Here is an 18439-nt window from a genome sequence, read left to right on the forward strand (position 1 = left end):
TTCTGCCTAAAGTACGGGCACAGCAGTACTGTGCAGGACTTGGCGCAGCACATCAAGCGGTGCCGACTGGAAAACCGCCTTGCCTATTTCGGGCAGCAGAATAAAGCGCAAGGTCCCGCCTTCGGTTTTTTTATCGACCTGCATCAGCTCGATCCAATGATCGGTACCCAGGTTGGGCGGCGTAACCGGACAACCGATGGCATGCACCAGGTCGCGCACGCGCGCAACGCCAAGCTCGTCCAGTCCCGCCACCTTGGCCGACAACTCGGCCGCCTGGGCCATGCCGCAGCCCACGGCCTCACCATGCAGCCAGTGTCCGTAACCCAGGCCGGCCTCGATGGCATGGCCAAAAGTGTGGCCGAAATTCAAAATGGCGCGCAGTCCGGATTCGCGTTCATCCTGCGACACCACATAGGCCTTGAGCTCGCACGAACGCTTGATCGCATAAGCCACGGCATCATGGTCCAGCGCCCGCAGCGCCGCCACATTCTGTTCGCACCAATCGAAGAATGGCGCATCGATAATGCAACCGTACTTGATGACCTCGGCCAAGCCAGCGCTGACTTCGCGCGACGGCAAGGTCCTGAGCACGTCGGGATCGATTTCGACCGCAATAGGCTGATAGAAGGCGCCGATCATATTCTTGCCCAGCGGATGATTGACCGCCGTCTTGCCGCCCACCGATGAATCCACCTGCGCCAGCAGCGTGGTGGGAACCTGCACGAACCGGACTCCGCGCATATAGCAAGAGGCGGCAAAGCCGACCATATCGCCGATGACGCCGCCGCCCAGCGCAACCAATACCGTCTTGCGGTCACAACGGCTTTGTAACAAACCATCAAAAATCAAATTGAGCGTCTGCCAGTCTTTATAGGCTTCGCCATCGGGCAGTTCAATATAAACAAGCCGCTTTCCGGTCTTGGCCAGGGCCCGCTTGGCGCGGTCCGCGTAAAGCGCCGCAACCGTGGGGTTGCTGACCAGAGCAATCGATGTTGCGTCGTCAGGAATGCTTTGCTCCAGGCTGTCGAGCCTGCCTGCCGCAATATGTATGGGGTAGCTTCCCCCGGGGGTTTCGACGTTGACCGTGTTCATGAAGAAATCTCGTAATTCTGCAATAGCGAAATAAGGGCGCGCACCGCCTGGGATACGGGCATGCTTCCCGTGTCGAAGACCAGGCCGGCGACCTCATCGTACAACGGTTCGCGCTGGCGCAGCAGGTCCAGCAGGCGGCCGCGGGGGTCTTCGGTTTGAAGCAGCGGACGGTTGCGGTCGCGCGCCACGCGCTTGTAGAGCTCGTCGCCGCTGGCGCGCAGATACACGACCACACCGCGCTCTTTAAGATAGCGGCGGTTTTCGGGCGCCAATACCGCGCCGCCGCCCGTAGCCAGTACAATACCAGGACAGCGCGAATATTCGTCCAGCAAAGATGTTTCGCGGCGCCGGAAGCCGGCTTCGCCTTCTATCTCGAATATCGTGGCAACGCGAACTCCGCAGCGGTCCTGCAATGCAAGGTCCAGATCGACGAATTCGCGTCCCAGCGACCGGGCCAAATGACGGCCTATCGTCGTTTTACCCGCGCCCATCATTCCAACCAGAAAAATCGGGTTGTCATAAGGCAGCGGCGTCGCAGCAGGCGCATCGGCACCCGAAGGGTCGCTGGATTGCGCCGGTACGGCGTCAAAACGTAAAGATCCATTCATTTGTGTATTATCCCACTTGCAACCCAACGATAGACTTCGCCCTGGCATTAATTTGTTACATAATCCCACTGCGCAAACGGCAGTCTAATTCGAGTTGGACTTAAAATCGCCCCCAATGAGTTCCTCTACTAATTCCTCGCAAAATTCCTCCCCGCCAACGCGTTCGTGGCTTGGGCGATTCATCGTGAAGGCCGTTGTCTTCGCAGCCGGCCTGGGCTTGTGCGGCGCTTTGCTGGGAGCGCTTGCGCTGGCCCTGGCGTGGCCCAACCTGCCCGACCTGACCGCCCTGACGGACTACCGTCCGCGTGTGCCGCTGCGCATCTACTCGGCCGACAAAGTGCTTATCGGCGAATTCGGCGAAGAGCGGCGCAACGTCTTAAGCTTCAATGAAATCCCCGACGTCATGAAGTCGGCCATTTTATCAGCCGAGGACGATCGTTTTTATCAGCATGGCGGTATCGACTGGCTGGGCGTTGCACGCGCCATGGTCGCCAACGTCGTCAACATGTCCAAGACGCAGGGCGCCAGCACCATCACCATGCAGGTGGCGCGCAACTTTTATCTCAGTTCCGAAAAAACCTATACCCGAAAGTTCTACGAACTTTTGCTGACCTTCAAGATTGAATCCACGCTTTCGAAAGACCAGATCCTTGATCTATACATGAATCAGATCTATCTGGGACACCGGGCGTACGGCTTTGCCGCGGCGTCCCGCACTTATTTCGGCAAGCCCCTGGCTGAAATCACCCCCGCCGAAGCCGCCATGCTGGCCGGCATACCCAAAGCCCCGTCACGCTTCAATCCTATCGCCAACATGCCGCGCGCCAAGGCCCGCCAAGGCTATGTGCTGGCCCGCATGCGCGACCTGGGCTACCTGACCGACGCCGAATACAAACAGGCCGTCGAACAGCCCATAGTGCTGAAATCCGCGCTCGGTACGCCGGCTGGCGGCTATGCCATCCACGGCGAATACGTTGCCGACCTGGCCCGCCAACTGCTTTACGGGGTGTACCAGGACAACGTGTATTCGCGCGGCTTCAACATCTACACCACGATCAACGCAGGCGAGCAGGAAGCCGCCTACAACGCCGTTCGCGAGGGCGTGCTGGACTATACGCGGCGCGCGCCCTACCCCGGCCCCGAAGACACTATCGACCTTCCCCAGGGCACCGAGCAAGACCCCGGCAAGCTGGACGCAGTGCTGGATTCCCTGCAAGACAAATACACAGACAGCGACGACCTGCTGGTCGGCCTGGTCCTCTCGGCCAGCCCGGACAAAGTCGTGGTCGCCCGCAGTGCGCAGGAAATCATCGAGATCACCAACAAGAATGCGCTCAAGGTCATAGCGCGCGCCCTGGTCAAGAACGCCAAGGCAGACGTCAAGATCCAGCGCGGCTCCATCGTGTACGTTCGCAAGAACGGCGACTACTGGGAAATCCTCAATAAGCCCACCGTGCAGGCAGCCCTCGTATCGGTCCGGCCCCAGGACGGCGCCATTCAGGCCATGGTGGGCGGCTTCAGCTACGGCGACGATCAATTCAACCGCGTTACCGCCGCGTGGCGTCAGCCGGGTTCGTCGTTCAAGCCGTTCATCTACGCCTCGACACTGGAACGAGGCCTTACGCCCGCCACCCAGGTTTCCGACGAGCCCTTCGTGCTGACCGCCGCGCAAACCGGTTCCAAGGCCTGGACGCCCAAGAACTACGGCAGCACCTACGAGCCCATGCTGACCATGCGCCAAGGCCTGTACAAGTCCAAGAACATGGTGTCGATCCGCCTGATGCAAGCAGTCGGGCCCAAGTACGTGCAAGACTACATCACCCGCTTCGGCTTTGACCGCGCGCGCAACCCGGCTGTCCTGCCTTTGGCCCTGGGCGCCGGATCCGTCACACCCCTGCAAATGGCCGGAGCCTATTCGGTCTTCGCCAATGGCGGTTATCGCGTTCCGCCCTACCTTATCGACCGCATTACCGATAGCAGCGGCAAGGTGCTCATGCAGGCCAAGCCGGTCATTGCCGGCGATGCGGCGGCGCGCGTCATCGACCCCCGCACCGTCTATGTCATGAACGACATGCTGCGCGGCGTCGCAACCTTCGGTACCGGCGCGCGCGTGCACCGCGAACTCAAACGCGACGATATCGGCGGCAAAACCGGTACGACCAACGACTCGCACGATGCCTGGTTTGCGGGATTTACACCAAAATTGGTCAGTATCGCCTGGATGGGCTACGACCAGCCGCGCTCGTTGGGCTCACGCGAAACCGGCGGCGGCGCCGCACTGCCGATCTGGCTGGACTTCATGCGCTACGCCCTGAAGGGACAACCGCAGACGCCGCCAGGCCCCATACCGGCCGGACTGGAAAAAGTCGACGGCGACTTTTACTTCTCGGAATTCCCTCCGGGCCAGGCGGTTGCCCGGGTCGGCCTGCCCACGCCCGGCGAAGAGTCCAATGCAGCGCCTCCTTCGGACGCGATCAACGATTTGGTCAACCAGCTAAGCAGCGGCAACGACACCAACGGCACGCCGGCGCAAACGCAGCGGGTTCAATTCTGACCCGCGGCTGCCTGAAGCAAAACTCGAAACGCCGCGCCCAGCGCGGCGTTTCTCGCCTTGGCTTGGCGCACTATTTTGAATGCGCGAACCCAGCAAGCAAGACCCTAGATCATGACGTTGATCGGCTGGCCGGTTGCCTCGGAGCAAATCTGCGACAAAGCCTCGGCCAAGGCCGGGCCGCCACGCGTGTCTTTCCAAATCTGGCCGTCGAACCGGTAATGAAAGCCGCCGCTGGGAGCCGCCACCCACATTTCACGCATGGGCGCCTGGCTGTTGACGACAATGTGAATTGCATCGTCGAATATCAACGTCAGGACATTACCGCTGCGATTGGCCTCGATATCCAGATCGTACAAAGCCTCCCAGTCATCCGACTGGCTTTCCAGGCTATCGAGTATGGCTTCGCTGCGCGCCAAGAATTCAGTTTCGTTCATAATTCTCATTAATCCAAATTTGGAGTTTCACCATGCAAGCGCTCCGTACCGCAACAAACGCTCGATCCATGAGCCGTATTGTAGCCAGCCTGGCCCTGTTGACGTCACTAAGCGCCTGCGGCTTCAAAGGCCCTTTGTACATGCCGCCTCCTGCGCCGCCCGACGCTTCATTGACCACGCCGCCAACGCCAAAGGCTGCGCCCGAGCAAGCCGCGCCAGCCGCCGCACCCGCGGCGACTTCGTCAATAAAATAGACCCTCTTGGTACCATGTTCCGGCCACGCGCTTTCAAGCAGCGCGGCGGCGACCCTGAACCTTCATAAAAATACCTGCTATCGATCATGACTGTTGCCCCTCATTTCGACTTCAAGAACGGCATACTTCACGCCGAGAACGTGCCCTTGCCCACACTGGCCGAGAAATTCGGCACGCCCTTGTACGTTTATTCGCGCCAGGCTTTGCGCGACGCCTGGGAAGCCTACCGGGTAGCGGCGCAAGGGCGCGACGTGCTGGTGTGCTTCGGCATGAAAGCCAATTCCAATCTGGCGGTGCTGAACGAGTTCAAGAACCTGGGCAGCGGCTTCGACATTGTCTCGGGCGGCGAACTGGCCCGTGTGCTTGCCGTGGGCGGCGACCCCGGCAAAGTCGTGTTCTCCGGCGTCGGCAAGCAGGCCTGGGAAATGCAAGCCGCCCTGAAGGCGGGCGTCAAATGCTTTAACGTCGAGTCCGAAGCCGAGCTTGAACAATTGAACCTTGTCGCGGAACGGATGGGCGTAATCGCCCCCGTATCGCTACGGGTCAATCCCGATGTCGATGCCCAGACCCATCCTTATATTTCCACCGGCCTGAAAGAAAACAAATTCGGAATTGCCATTGAAGAGGCACCGCGCATCTATCAACAGGCGGCGCAGTTCAAGAACCTGAATATCGTTGGCGTCGACTGCCATATCGGTTCGCAAATTACCGAAGTCGCCCCCTACCTGGACGCCCTGGACAAGCTGATGCTGCTTATCGAGACCCTGGCCGGCCTGGGCATCCAGCTGAAACATCTGGACCTTGGCGGCGGCATCGGCATTCGCTATACCGACGAAACCCTGCTCACGCCCACAACGCTGCTGGACCACGTCTTCAAGCGCCTTGAGGCACGCAAGCTGGACTACCTGCAAATCGTGCTCGAGCCGGGACGTTCCCTGGTGGGCAACGCAGGCATACTGCTGACCAAAGTCGAATATCTGAAACATGCCGAAGCCAAGAACTTCGCCATTGTCGACGCCGCCATGAATGACTTGATCCGGCCAACCCTATACGACGCCTGGCACAGCGTGGAACAAGTCTGCCCGGCCGGCCATGCCGAGGTACGCGACTACGATATTGTCGGCCCCATCTGCGAAAGCGGGGACTGGCTGGCTCGCGAGCGCCAGTTTGCCCTGACGCAAGGCGAACTGCTGGCCATCATGTCGGCCGGAGCCTATGCCTTTACCATGTCCAGCCAATACAACACTCGGCCGCGCGCGGCCGAAATCATGGTCGACGCCGACCGCTATCAGGTCGTTCGCCCACGCGAATCGCTGGAAAGCCTGTTCGCCAGCGAAACCACTATGCCTTAAGGGTCCCCCAGCCGGGATTTCCTAGACCGGATGCAGGATGGCAAACTGCGTCCTGCGGCGCCATACTGCCTTAATAAACCAAGTCCGCCATCACAGATAAATAAAGTAACAATTTATTGACAATTGGCGGTATATTGAGCGGGTTGGCCGAACAGGTATTTAAATTTGAAGGCATCCGCGAACTAGCCGGCTGGCACCGGCACAAACGCGGCCCCGCTCACAACCGCCTTATCAAACGCAGCTCTAATCCATGACAGTCAACGTACATGTCTTCTGCTTTGTCCAACCTGCGGCCTATACGCGGCGACGATAAGTCATGAAGACTCCCTGGGCGGCGGCGCTATCTTCGCCAGTGGCACGAGCTTTGATCCGGCTGCCTGGCCGCTGCGTACACATATTCGTGTTTTTCGTTTTACCGGTCCTGGTTCTTGTTTTACCGGTGGTCGGCCTGCTGGGCAACTCCGCGCCACGCAGCGACCCCGGGTCGTTCCACGCAATCTATATGCTGGAAGGCGGCGTCCTTACCCTGTCTCTTACCCTGGTGCTGTTTGCCACAATAAGCCGCAGGTGGCTGTATGTTTTGTTTGCCGGCTGGCTTATCGGCAACCTGCGCATCACGGCGTTGTCTATGGGCTGGGACCTGCAATGGCTGGGGCAAGACTTACCCGCAGAATCGTTGCTGCTTATACGCAAGCTGACCTGCGCCATTTATTATCTTCTGACCTTCGCGCTGTTCATCGAGCTGTTCAATAACAGCCTGGTCCGTTTGCAGCGGCCCTGGCTGCTTCGGGCGGGCATGCTGCCCGGACTGGTTCTGCTGCTGGCAGCTCCGTTTCTGGATTACGCGCAGTTCACCGAGCTGATGTGGTGGATGGCCACGATCGGCAGCATGATAGCCATCGTCATCATCGGCCACCTTCTGACCGTGGCTTATTCCAGCGACATACTGCTGTACAGCGCGGCGATGCTCATCGTCATAGCCGCCGGCGCAGGCGTGCTCGACAGCCTGGACGCCGTGTTCGACCTGAACTTTTTCAGCAGCGCCTATATTCACATCATGGCTACCGCGATCTCCAGCGCCTTGATCGCGCTGGTCATCACAGAGAACGACCGCGCCGCCCGCACCAAGGCCATCAATGCGCTGGTCACTCTGTCCGAGCGAGACCCTCTGACCGACACACTGAACCAGCGCGGCATCGAGAAACACACCCAGGCCGCCCTGAATGCCTTAAGACGCGGCGAGCCTTTCGCACTTTGCTATGTAGACCTGGCTTCGCTTAAAACCATCAACGATATCTACGGATATACAGCGGGCGACGATGTCCTGAAACAGGCTTGCGCGCGTATCAACGCCAAGCTTGGCGGCAATCACTACCTTGGGCGTATTGGGGGTTCAGAGCTGGTACTACTGCTGCGCAACACCTCGATCAACGAGGCGCACAGCCTTGCGCACTCCAATATGGAAGACCTGCAGACGCCGCCGTTCCATATTGGTTCGCGCGCCTTGCAGTTAAAAACGTCCATGGGACTGGTCGAGATTGCCAACCCGCAACTGGCCTCGGGCGATGCCATTCTGGCGGCGGCGCGCGCCTGCCGCATGGCGCGGCGCGGCAAACCCAACCAAATTGCCGTGCACGAGTACGCAGACCAGGCTCTGGACGAACAAAGCCAGGAACTGCAGCTGCTGCGCGAATTCAGTTCGGGATTTTCACCCCAAAACATATTCCTGGCCATGCAGCCCATTTTGTCGCTGCGCGATCCGCTCCATGCCTTCGATTTCGAAATTTTGCTGCGCATGCGCGACGCCAGCGGCAAGCTGATTCCGACCAGCACGGTCATCGCCGCCGCGGAAGAGGTCGGTGTCGTCACCTTGCTGGACAGATGGATAGTCCAGACTTCGCTGGAATGGCTGCACCAGCATCAAGCCAACCTGGCCAACACCCGGTTTGTTTGCATGAACCTGAACGGCATGTCGCTGAACGACCCGGTGTTCATCAATGATTTCTTCCAGCTGCTGCGCAGATACCGGCACGTCGCGCGCTTGCTGTGCATAGAAATCACCGAAAGCATTGCGCTCAAAGATATGGACAATATCCAGGAATTCATTGCGCAGCTGCACAGCCTGGGGGTGCGCGTGGCGCTGGACGATTTCGGTGCGGGATACACCTCGTTTTCCTACCTGAAGCGGCTGCCGGCGGACATGCTGAAGATAGACGGGTCGTTCATACAAAGCATGATGGCGGGGCCGGCGGATATCGCCATCGTGGAAGCGATCGTAGCTTTGGCGCGCAATCTTGGCATGAAAAGCATCGCCGAATGGGTCGAGGACAGCACCACACTGGAAACGCTGGCCAAACTCGGCGTCGATTATGTACAGGGCCATACCATCGCCTATCCGCAATCGCCCGAAGCCTTGACGCAGTCTCGTTGCAGCGCCGACTTCATCGAAGATGCGGCCACCAAGGCGTTCGTACTTGAACACCTGGCGGGAGGAAAGTAGACGGCAAAGAATGCCCCCACGCTGCGCCGCTATTGCGGCTTGCTGCCCCCCGAGGGGGCGCCTTTTGCCTTGGGGCGGCCCGGCGGCAAAAGAATGCCCCCACGCTGCGCCGCTAACGCGGCTTGCTGCCCCCCGAGGGGGCGCCTTTTGCCTTGGGGCGGCCCGGCGGCAAAAGAATGCCCCCACGCTGCGCCGCTAACGCGGCTTGCTGCCCCCCGAGGGGGCGCCTTTTGCCTTGGGGCGGCCCGGCGGCAAAAGAATGCCCCCACGCTGCGCCGCTATTGCGGCTTGCTGCCCTTTTACAGTTCTCCGTATGAATGAAGGCCGGAGAGGAACATGTTTACGCCCAGGAAGGCGAAGCTGGTTACCAGCAGCCCGCCCAGGGCCCAATAGGCTGCCATGGGGCCGCGCAGGCCTTTCATCAGGCGCATGTGCAGCCAGGCTGCGTAATTAAGCCATACGATCAGCGCCCAGGTTTCCTTGGGGTCCCACTGCCAATACGTGCCCCAGGCATCGGCTGCCCACAAGGCGCCCAGAATGGTTGCCACCGTGAAAAAGGCAAAGCCGACGGCAATGGCCCGGTACATGATGTCGTCGAGAATTTCCAGCGAAGGCAGCTTGCGCGAAATGGGGCCACGAAACGCCAGAATGGCGCCCACGACAATCGCCCCCACGCCAAAGTACAGCATCCAGGTCATGGACACTTCGCGCGAGCCGAAAATAAATGGCTCGGCGCACAGCACCGCGCCCAGCACAAACAGCGGAACCAGGCGGCCCCAGGACCGGGTTTCGCCATGCTCTTTGATCAGATAGGCAAAGCCCACCATGGCCGCCAGCGAAAAGGTACCGTAGCCGATGAAGTTGGCCGGCACGTGGATTTTCATCCACCAGCTTTTCAGGGCCGGCACCAAGGGTTGAATTTGAAATGCGTCGCGCGTGAACGAATACCAAAGCAAAAAGATAACGGCCGATGTAACCACCATCAGCACAAAACCGCCCAGCGCGCGGGTGGCGTAACGCCGCTCGTAATACAAATAGAACAGCGCGGTGATCAGGGAAAACAGCACGAAGACTTCATACAGATTGCTGACCGGAATATGACCGATGTCCGGGCCCAGCAAATGGCCTTCGCGCCAGCGCACCAGCAGTCCGGTAACCCCCGCGTATACCGCGCCCCAGGTCAGGGCCGTGCCCAGCCAGGCCGCCGTCTTGCTGACGAACCCGACCCAATAGCACACAGTGGCCAAGGCAAACAAAGCGCACATCCACAGGATGGCCGACTGGGAGGAAAACAGGTACTTAAGGAAAAATACGCTTTCAGCGCGCGTAATATCGCCCTGTCCCAACCCGCCTCCGTTGCTGTATAGCCAAATGGCGAACAGGGCGCTCAGGCCGCTAAGCACCATCAGGGTGCGCAAAGGACGCCACAGCCATGCCATCCAGCTGAAGCCGGCAACAGCGCCGCAGAGGATTACTTTTTCGTAATAGTCCATGCTGCTGCCAAAAACCGACAGCGCATAGCCGGCTCCCGCGGCCAGAATCAAAAAGAACCCGATGTCCGTCCAGTCAGGACGGCCGCGATGGCCACGCGCATCGCCGCTTGAGACCATGGCACCCTGCCATGCCGGAGACTTCAATGTAGTGTCGGACATGCTAAACCTCGTTACGTAGACAGACGCTTGAAAGCGTCTTTAAAGCGCTCGAATTCGTGATTGAAATCCAAGGTGCGCCGTTGTGATGTCATGGCGGCCAGCATTTCGCTGCCCTGCGCCGTTGGCCGGATCCAGACCCAGACCCGGCGATCGCGTATGTAGAACATCGAGAATACGCCTATTACCAAAAATATACAGCCCAGATACACCGAGTTCTTGCCCGGGCTGCGCGCTACCTGGAACACGCTGGCCTGCACTTGCTGGAAGTTCTTGAGGGACAAGAACACCGGTGCGGGGTAGTCGGGCAGGTTGGCCAGGGCCAGCAGCGCCAGTTGGGTCCAGCGGCCGGCATCCGCCCCGGCTTCGTTCAACGGCGCCCAGCCGTGCCGGGCGCGGTCGATATCGCGCAGCTCGGCCAGCGACAATTGGATCATGGGCACGGCAAACCCCAGCACTCTCTCGCGCTCGGCTGCCGGCACCTTGGAAACGATGGCATTAAAGCCGCCGGCCGCAAAGGACTCGAGGGCGCCTTCAGCTGCTTTCTGCAGCAAAGGACGCTGCCCCTCGTCGTTGGCATTGGCCTGCGCAAAGCGCGCAGCCGCCTGCGCCCGCAAGGACGGGTCATTCAGCGCCGCGCGCAGGCTCATGAATTCGGCCACCGAATGATTGGCATCGGCCGGGATGCGTATATAGCGGTAGGGTTCAGATGCGGACTGGCGCACGCCAGCCAGGAACACCTGGGCGCCGTCCAACGTCATGGGCAGCATGTAATTGGTGAATTCATGCGCCTGGCCGTCGCGGCCCACGATGCGATACTGCACGCTGGGACCGACATTGCGCAGATGCTCGTTCTTGGCACCGGCCGCGCTGCCGGTGACCGAGGCGACATGTTCGAATACATCTTTGGCCTGGGGCTCTTGCCCGCCGTCCAGGTTCTCGACGTTGATCACCCGCAAGCCGGTCAGGTCGATCTGTACATTCGAGGCATCGGCCAACTGGGGAATCTTGGCAGGCTGCCCGACCACCCCATCGACTTCAAACGTCTTTTCAGCAGAGCCCGCCAGGGGATAAGCCAGCAGTTGCAGCTTGCTGCCGCCATCGTCGAAGCTGGACTGATATACCGTTACGCCTTTATAGCGCAAAGGCTCGTTGACTTCGATAACCTGGCTGAACGTTTTGCCGGTCTCATGGTCGGTGACGTCGACATCGCTCTTGAAGCTGCTGGGCATGCCGGTTGAATAGTATTGAATGTCGAATTTATTCAGCTTGATGGAAAACGGCAGGGGCTGAACCAGCACGCCGTCGTCGACGCTGACGATGGCACTGGCGCTTTGGCTGCCGTCGGGAATCAGCATATTGGCACGAAAGCTGGGGTTGGCCGCCGGCAGCCGGCCCGACTCGGGCACATCGGCAATAAGCATGTTCTGGGTAATGGGCTGTTTGCCGCCCAGCCATACCTGGGCGCGCACCAGCAATTCGCTGTCGAGCAGGCCGCCGACGCAGATAATCACAATCGCGGTATGGGCGAAAATGTAACCCAGGCGATTGGCGCTGCCTTTTTTCGCCGCCAGCAACATGCCTTCGCCGTCAACACGCAGCTTCCATTTATAGCCCTGCCCGCCCAGCCAGCCCTTAATGCGCTCAACAGCGGCTTCAGGGGCCAGCGGGCTGACGACTTCAACCCGATGGTGAAAGGCGCGCAGGCTGCTGCCGCGGACATATTCACGAAACGAGCGCGCATCGCGCATCATTTTCGGTGCATTGCGCAATACGCAAATACTGGTCGAGGCGACCAGAAATGCCATGATCAGCAAAAACCACCAACTGTTATAAATATGCCAAATGTTGAACTTGTCGAACAAGGCAAACCAGAACGGCCCGAACTGGTCCACGTAGGTATTGGAGGCCTGGTTCTGCGGCAACACCGTACCTATCAGACTGGCCACGCAAATAAACATGAGCAGACTGACCGCAAAACGCATCGAGCCGAGCAGCTCGAAGAGATCGGAGCCGGCACGACGAAGAACAGAAGTTTGGTTCACAATTTCATTCGCAAAAAAAAAGGGGGTACCGCATTCGGCTCCCCCCTTTGCTTTACCGCATTAGCGCAGGGCGTGCCCGCGCACTATTTTTTTTATTACCGCAAGCCCGCTGCGTAATCGGCAACCGCGGCGATGTCGGAGTCGCTCATGCGGTCGGCGATGTCGTGCATCATGGCGTTGTTGGCCCGCTCGCCGCTGCGGAACAGCTTCAATTGCTCGGCGATATAGGCTGGGAACTGGCCGGACAAGCGGGGGAACTCGCCAGGCAGGCCCGCGCCATTGGCCGAATGGCAGGCAGCACAGGCGGGCACATTGCGCTCGGCGATGCCGCCGCGCCAGATCTTCTGGCCGCGTAGCATGGTTGCTTCGTTGCTGGCCGTAGCGGCCTTTTCGCTGTCAAGTTTTTGATGCGACAAGTACAAGGCAACGTTCTGGATGTCTTCGGGGGTAAGCGCCGCCGCAAACGCGGTCATTACCGTGTTGGCTCCGCCGGCACCGCGGCGCGCCGGAACAGCGGTGCCGTCGGCGGAGCGGAAATCGTGCAATTGCTTGGCCAGGTATTCATGAGGCTGCGCCGCCAGATTCGGGTTGGCGGGGATAGTGCTGTTGCCCGCCGCGCCATGGCAACTGGCACAGGCCAGAATGCCGCGCGCCGCATCGCCATTGGCAAAAAGCTGTTCGCCTTTCTTTGCATCGGGTTTCGCCGCTGCGGCGTCGGCCGCATAGCTGGCGCTAGCCAAGGTGGAACCCAGCAGCACGCCGCTGGCAACTAAAATACTGGAAAGCACACGCTTCATGAAGACCTCGACCGATCGTTATTCTTAATGTGGGGCTCCGGCAAGCCAGGAATGCCTCCAACACATGCTTTTCGTTGCGCTTTTCCGTTGTTTTTTCGTTGGACAACGACGCAAATAAAAAGCAGCAACAGTTTCAAACCCCTAATTATACAATAGCGTATAAACAAGGACAGTTCGAACCGCACTTTACCGGCCAGGTGTCCTTTCATCGCTCCAACCCCACCAGGTATATCCCTTGTCCATTCTGCATCGCGCCTCCTTTACCACCTCCGCCGCCAGGCTCGACCAGTTGCCGCCGCCCACGACGGCCGAGGTTTGCTTCGTCGGCCGTTCCAACTGCGGCAAGTCGTCGGCCATCAACGTACTGACCAACCAGCGGCGCCTGGCGTTTTCCAGCAAAACGCCAGGCCGTACCCGGCTTATCAATATGTTCGGCATACCAGACCCCCTGGACCCGCAAGCGGCGCTGGGCTATCTGGTCGACCTGCCCGGCTACGGCTATGCGGCCATAGCCAAAGAGGCCCGCGAAGAATGGGCCGAGGTGCTGGGCGGCTATCTGCGCAGCCGCGAGTCGCTGGCCGGCGTCGTGCTGCTTATCGACATCCGGCGCGGCGTCACCGACCTGGACCGGCGCCTTGCGAACTGGCTTGCGCCCACGCAAATCCCCGTTCTGGTCCTGCTTACCAAGGCCGACAAGCTGCCCTATGGCCAGCGCACCAAAGCGGTATTCGCAGTTAGAAAAGAACTGGCCGAAATCGGGGCGCTGAACGCCATTCCCTTTTCCGCTACGCAGCGCATCGGTATCGAAGATGCAGCCGCCCATATTGAAAACTGGATTTCTCCAAAGGTAGTTCCATGACTTCATTTATCGTTAATGCCGATTTCCCGGCTTCCCGGCCCCGCCGCAACCGGCGCGACAACTTCTCGCGCCGCCTGGTGCGCGAGAACGTACTGACCGCCAACGACCTGATCTACCCGGTATTCGTCATGGAAGGAACGGGAATCCAAGAGCCTGTGCCGTCCATGCCCGGCGTCGTGCGCTACTCGCTCGACACCCTGCTTGTCGCGGCCGAAGAGTGCGTGGCCCTGAATATTCCAGTACTGGCCTTGTTTCCGGTCATCGACGCCAGCCTGAAAACGCCCGACGGCAACGAAGCCGCTAACCCTGAAGGCTTGATTCCCCGCGTTGTCGCCGCGCTCAAGCAGCGCTTTCCCGAACTGGGCGTACTGACCGATGTGGCGCTGGACCCCTACACCAGCCACGGCCAGGACGGCGTGCTCGACAGCGAAGGCTACGTACTGAATGAACCGACCGTCGAGGTTCTTGTACGCCAGGCGCTGGTGCAGGCCCAGGCCGGCGTGGACATCGTCGCGCCCAGCGACATGATGGACGGGCGCATCGGCGCCGTGCGCAGCGCGCTTGAAGCCGAGCGGCATATATACACCCGCATCATGGCTTATTCGGCAAAATACGCCAGCGCCTTTTACGGACCTTTTCGCGATGCGGTGGGCTCGGCTGTCAATTTGGGCAAATCGAACAAATTCACCTACCAAATGGATCCGGCCAATCGCAACGAAGCCCTGCGCGAAGTCGCCGCCGACATCCGCGAAGGCGCGGACATGGTCATGGTGAAACCTGGCATGCCTTACCTGGATATTTTGCGCGACGTAAAGAGCGCGTTCGGAATGCCAACCTACGCCTATCAAGTCAGCGGCGAATACGCCATGATCAAAGCGGCGGCGGCCAATGGCTGGCTGGACCACGACAAGGTCATGATGGAGTCCTTGCTGGCCTTCAAGCGTGCCGGAGCGGACGGTATCCTGACATACTTTGCCGTTGCGGCCGCCAAGCTGCTGAAAGAGCAAGGCTAAAGCCAAAACCCGACTTGGCCTGGGCTATCGAAACCGGCGCCTTGCCGGTTTTGGCTTATTCGGGCAGTGGAATCAAGCCGGCGGCCCAGCCAGCACCTGCTGCAGCACCGCTCCGAAATCGCGTGCGTTCTTGAAGCCGATTACCCGGCGGTTCTCCAACTGCCGGCCATTGGAATCAAAGAACATGATGCCGGGCGGCCCAAATAGCTTGAATCGCTTCAGCAGCGCCTGGTCCTCGGGCGTATTCTTCGTTACATCGGCCTGCACCAGGGTCATCTGCGCCATCTGGGCGGCAACCGCGGGGTCGCTGAAGGTGAAGCGCTCCATCTCAATGCAGGATACGCACCAGTCGGCATAGAAATCCAGCATCACCGGCCTGGTGGCCGAGGCCAGCAAGGCGTCCAGTTCCTGAACCGAGCGCACCTGCGTAAACTGCGTTTTACCCGCTGGCACCGCGCTTGCGCCGGCAACCAGTCCGGATGAAGCAAAGGGCGCCAAAGGACGCAAGACATCGCGCCCGCCCGCGGCAAGGCCAATAACCTGCAGCGCCGCCGCCAGCGCCAGCATCAAGCCCAATGTGCGCCAAACGGCCATGGCCAATTGCCGGGCCGACGATGCCTGGCTCTGCACTTGCGCCCAGGAACCGAAGGCGCCCATCAGCACCGCGGCGCACAAAGCCAGCAAAGCCCAGCCGATTATGGTCACCGCGGCGGGCAATATGGGACTGACCATCCACCATGCCGTTGCCAGCAGCAACATGCCGAACACGCGCTTGACGCCTTCCATCCACGGTCCCGCCTTGGGCAGCAAGGCACCGGAACTGGCTCCCAGTATCAAGAGCAGCAGACCTTGGCCCCAGGCCATGGCGAACAAGGCACTGCCGCCAAGAACCACATCGCCGGTTTGCGAAATAAACAGCAGCACACCGGCCAGCGGCGCGGCCACGCATGGCCCCACAATCAGTGCCGACAGCATGCCCATCAGGAAGGCGCCGCCAAACCGGCCGCCTGGAATCCTGGCCATTTTGTCGTTCAGCGCGGATTGCACGCCCACTGGTGCCTGCAAGGTGAAGACATCGAACATGGACAAGGCCAGCAAGGCCAGCAGCACCGCAAAGATGCTCAGCACCAAGGGCGTCTGCAACCATGCGGCAAGACTGGCGCCTGCCAGCCCTGCGACAACGCCCAGCACCGTGTACACCACCGACACGCCCAGCACATACACCGCGGCCAGTGCAAGCCCACGGCCGCGCGAGGCGACGCTGCGCTGGCGCGCGTCGCCCGCCACCACGGCCAGCACGATAGGAGCCATGGGCAGCACGCAGGGCGTAAAAGTGAGCAGCACTCCCAAGAGCAGGCATAGCCCCACCACCTGCAGCCAGCCGGCATCCGCAAAAAAGGAAGCCAGGCCCATATCGTCCATTGCCAACACACCCTGGGGCTGGGCGGGACTCGCAACCGCCTGCTGCGCCGACTCATCTCTTGGCACCGGCACGCTGGCCACCACGCCCTGACCGCTTAACTGGTAGCCCTGCGGCGCCGGAGTCAACTTGACCTGCGTCGTCATGGGCGGGTAGCACAAGCCGGCGTCGGCACAACCCTGGCCGGTGATGGAAAGCGTCTGCGGCAGCGCCGCACCGGCCGCCAGCGGTACCGACACCGTGACCTGCTGGTGATAGACCTCCATGTCCTTCCCGAATGTGGGGTCGTGCTTGACCGTACCGCGCGGGTACACCGGCTGCCCCAGCTTGGAACTGTCCGGCGCCAATGCAAACTCGAACCGCTCGCGATACATGTAATAGCCGGGGGCGATCTTGAAATGGATGTCGACCCGGTCGGGTGCTGCCATCGCGGCCGAAAACACGAAGGCGACTTTGGGATCCAGGAACTCGTCTTCAGCCTTTGCAGTTCCCGCCTGCAGCAACGCAATCGCCAACAAGACGGCAACAAGCAGCACCCGAATCAAACGCGACCAAAACGCTGAGACAGGATCGAATTGCATGAATCGTGTTCTTGCCGATTGCGTGCCCACGCCACCAGCGGCCAAATCTGACATTACTACTTTCCTTTATATATTGACGGCCACTGCACCGCCTATTGCGGCGCGGTTTGCGCGCGAACCCAGTCCAGGTAGCTTTGCAATCCGCCTATAACCGGCACCACCAGGACTTCAGGCACGCTGTATGGGTGCAGTTGCACCAAGCGTTCGGTCAGCGCCTGCACACGATCCTGCGTGGTTTTCATTGCCAGGGGGATTTCTTCAGACCCTTCGAGCTGTCCTTCCCACATGTACATGGACAAGCTCGGCGCACCTAAGTTCACGCAGGCGGCCAATCCTTCTTCGACAAGCACATGCGCAATGCGTTTAGCCAGTAACGCGTCGGGTGCATTGCTTAATACCACTACGACATTGTGCGCCATCACACCGCCTGAAAGATTGAAAGCAGGGCTATTTTACCGGCTCGAGAGGAAAGGCCCCACACCACACCGCTGCAAGGCGGTTTTAGCTCGCCGAATTTTGTGAAGTTGGAGCAAGCCGCGCCGGACGCTGTTTTCGGGATTCAAGCGAGCGGCTGTTTGACCGCGACGTTTACGAACACCCGGGGGGTGTTCGTTCGCGGGAGTTTCGCGAGCGCCCGAAAACAGCGATCGGCGCGGGAAGCCACGGCGCAGCCGGGGCCGCAGCGACCTGAGCAAAATTCGGCGAGCTAAAACCGCAGTTAAAGAACCCAAAAGCCAATCAATAACAAGCTGCCCCCCCCCCCCCAAAAGAGCAGACCCATTATATTTGGTCAGCGGCGGCTCCAGAATAAAAAACGCGCCGAAGCGCGTTTCTCTTTTGCTGCTACCGCCGGCTGATTATTCAGCGCTGTCGGCTTCTTCTACTTCGGGGCGGTCGACCAGTTCCATGAAGGCCATGGGGGCGTTGTCGCCCTGGCGAAAGCCCATTTTCAGGACACGGGTGTAGCCGCCGTTGCGCTCTTTGTAGCGCGGGCCGATTTCGGCGAACAGCTTGAGCACGGCTTCACGATCGCGCAGACGGGCAAATGCCAGGCGCTTGTTGGCCAGCGTGTCTTCTTTGCCCAAGGTGATGAGGGGCTCGATGACGCGGCGCAACTCTTTGGCTTTGGGCAACGTGGTTTTGATGGCTTCGTGAGTAATCAACGACACGGCCATGTTGCGGAACATGGCAAGACGATGACTGCTGGTGCGGTTTAGTTTACGCAGACCACTACGGTGACGCATGATATATCCTTTGAATCTTGATAACGGCTAATCGAGC

15 protein-coding genes are annotated in these 18439 nt (G+C 59.9%); 6 read left to right on the top strand and 9 right to left on the bottom strand.

All coding sequences use genetic code 11. The annotated features are described in order from the left end of the window. Positions 1-6: 6 nt before the first annotated feature. Both aroB and DFR37_RS04835 read right to left on the bottom strand, forming a co-directional pair. Complete coding sequence (gene aroB, locus DFR37_RS04830; RefSeq protein ID WP_113932103.1) at positions 7-1092, bottom strand: 3-dehydroquinate synthase; 1086 nt, start codon at positions 1090-1092, stop codon at positions 7-9. Further along, a complete protein-coding gene (locus tag DFR37_RS04835; protein ID WP_170139833.1) occupies positions 1089-1700 on the bottom strand; it encodes a shikimate kinase in 612 nt (203 codons plus the stop codon). The genes aroB and DFR37_RS04835 overlap by 4 nt, the downstream gene beginning before the upstream one ends. Before the next feature lie 115 nt (positions 1701-1815). Here DFR37_RS04835 and DFR37_RS04840 point away from each other — a divergent pair, with 115 nt between their 5' ends. Then, positions 1816-4254 (top strand): penicillin-binding protein 1A, encoded by a 2439-nt coding sequence (locus DFR37_RS04840; protein WP_113932104.1) that lies wholly within the window; start codon positions 1816-1818, stop codon positions 4252-4254. A gap of 104 nt (positions 4255-4358) precedes the next feature. Here the strand turns inward: DFR37_RS04840 and cyaY are convergent, their stop codons facing one another. Further along, positions 4359-4688, bottom strand: coding sequence for an iron donor protein CyaY (gene cyaY, locus DFR37_RS04845; protein ID WP_113932105.1), 330 nt, complete (start codon positions 4686-4688; stop codon positions 4359-4361). A 68-nt stretch (positions 4689-4756) separates the two neighbouring features. Between cyaY and lptM the strand changes: the two genes are divergently transcribed. From lptM to DFR37_RS04860, 3 genes are all read left to right on the top strand, one after another. Beyond that, the gene (lptM, locus tag DFR37_RS23525) at positions 4757-4942 is read left to right on the top strand and encodes an LPS translocon maturation chaperone LptM (RefSeq protein ID WP_211317212.1); all 186 of its coding nucleotides are present in this window, start codon (positions 4757-4759) and stop codon (positions 4940-4942) included. 86 nt (positions 4943-5028) lie between these two features. Next, the gene (lysA, locus tag DFR37_RS04855; RefSeq protein ID WP_113932107.1) at positions 5029-6294 is read left to right on the top strand and encodes a diaminopimelate decarboxylase; all 1266 of its coding nucleotides are present in this window, start codon (positions 5029-5031) and stop codon (positions 6292-6294) included. Between the two features lie 316 nt (positions 6295-6610). Beyond that, positions 6611-8794 (top strand): GGDEF domain-containing phosphodiesterase, encoded by a 2184-nt coding sequence (locus DFR37_RS04860; RefSeq protein ID WP_113932108.1) that lies wholly within the window; start codon positions 6611-6613, stop codon positions 8792-8794. A gap of 299 nt (positions 8795-9093) precedes the next feature. On the opposite strand, the gene ccsB is transcribed toward DFR37_RS04860, so the two are convergent. The 3 genes from ccsB to DFR37_RS04875 form a co-directional block, all read right to left on the bottom strand. Then, positions 9094-10446: a c-type cytochrome biogenesis protein CcsB gene (gene ccsB / locus DFR37_RS04865; RefSeq protein WP_113932109.1), complete on the bottom strand. Its 1353-nt coding sequence runs from the start codon at positions 10444-10446 to the stop codon at positions 9094-9096. Between the two features lie 11 nt (positions 10447-10457). After that, on the bottom strand, positions 10458-12428 hold the full coding sequence (locus DFR37_RS04870; RefSeq protein ID WP_113932419.1) for a cytochrome c biogenesis protein ResB: 1971 nt from the start codon (positions 12426-12428) through the stop codon (positions 10458-10460). Between the two features lie 155 nt (positions 12429-12583). Continuing rightward, entirely contained in the window at positions 12584-13285 is a 702-nt protein-coding gene (locus tag DFR37_RS04875) for a c-type cytochrome (protein ID WP_170139834.1), read from the bottom strand. Positions 13286-13520: 235 nt separating this feature from the next. On the opposite strand from DFR37_RS04875, the gene yihA reads away from it, so the two are divergent. Then, a complete protein-coding gene (gene yihA / locus DFR37_RS04880; protein WP_113932110.1) occupies positions 13521-14144 on the top strand; it encodes a ribosome biogenesis GTP-binding protein YihA/YsxC in 624 nt (207 codons plus the stop codon). Continuing rightward, positions 14141-15157, top strand: a complete 1017-nt coding sequence (hemB, locus tag DFR37_RS04885; protein ID WP_113932111.1) for a porphobilinogen synthase — start codon at positions 14141-14143, stop codon at positions 15155-15157. The genes yihA and hemB overlap by 4 nt, the downstream gene beginning before the upstream one ends. 72 nt (positions 15158-15229) lie before the next feature. On the opposite strand, the gene dsbD is transcribed toward hemB, so the two are convergent. The 3 genes from dsbD to rplQ all read right to left on the bottom strand — a co-directional run bounded on the left by dsbD (position 15230) and on the right by rplQ (position 18402). Next, entirely contained in the window at positions 15230-17158 is a 1929-nt protein-coding gene (gene dsbD, locus DFR37_RS04890; RefSeq protein ID WP_113932421.1) for a protein-disulfide reductase DsbD, read from the bottom strand. Between the two features lie 92 nt (positions 17159-17250). Next, positions 17251-17577 carry a divalent-cation tolerance protein CutA gene (gene cutA, locus DFR37_RS04895; protein WP_113932112.1) on the bottom strand — a complete coding sequence of 109 codons (327 nt, stop codon included), beginning with the start codon at positions 17575-17577 and terminating at the stop codon, positions 17251-17253. A 438-nt stretch (positions 17578-18015) separates the two neighbouring features. Beyond that, positions 18016-18402, bottom strand: coding sequence for a 50S ribosomal protein L17 (gene rplQ, locus DFR37_RS04900; RefSeq protein WP_113932113.1), 387 nt, complete (start codon positions 18400-18402; stop codon positions 18016-18018). Positions 18403-18439 lie beyond the last annotated feature (37 nt).

This window comes from Eoetvoesiella caeni (assembly GCF_003315175.1).
GTDB classification, from domain to species: Bacteria; Pseudomonadota; Gammaproteobacteria; order Burkholderiales; family Burkholderiaceae_B; genus Eoetvoesia; species Eoetvoesia caeni.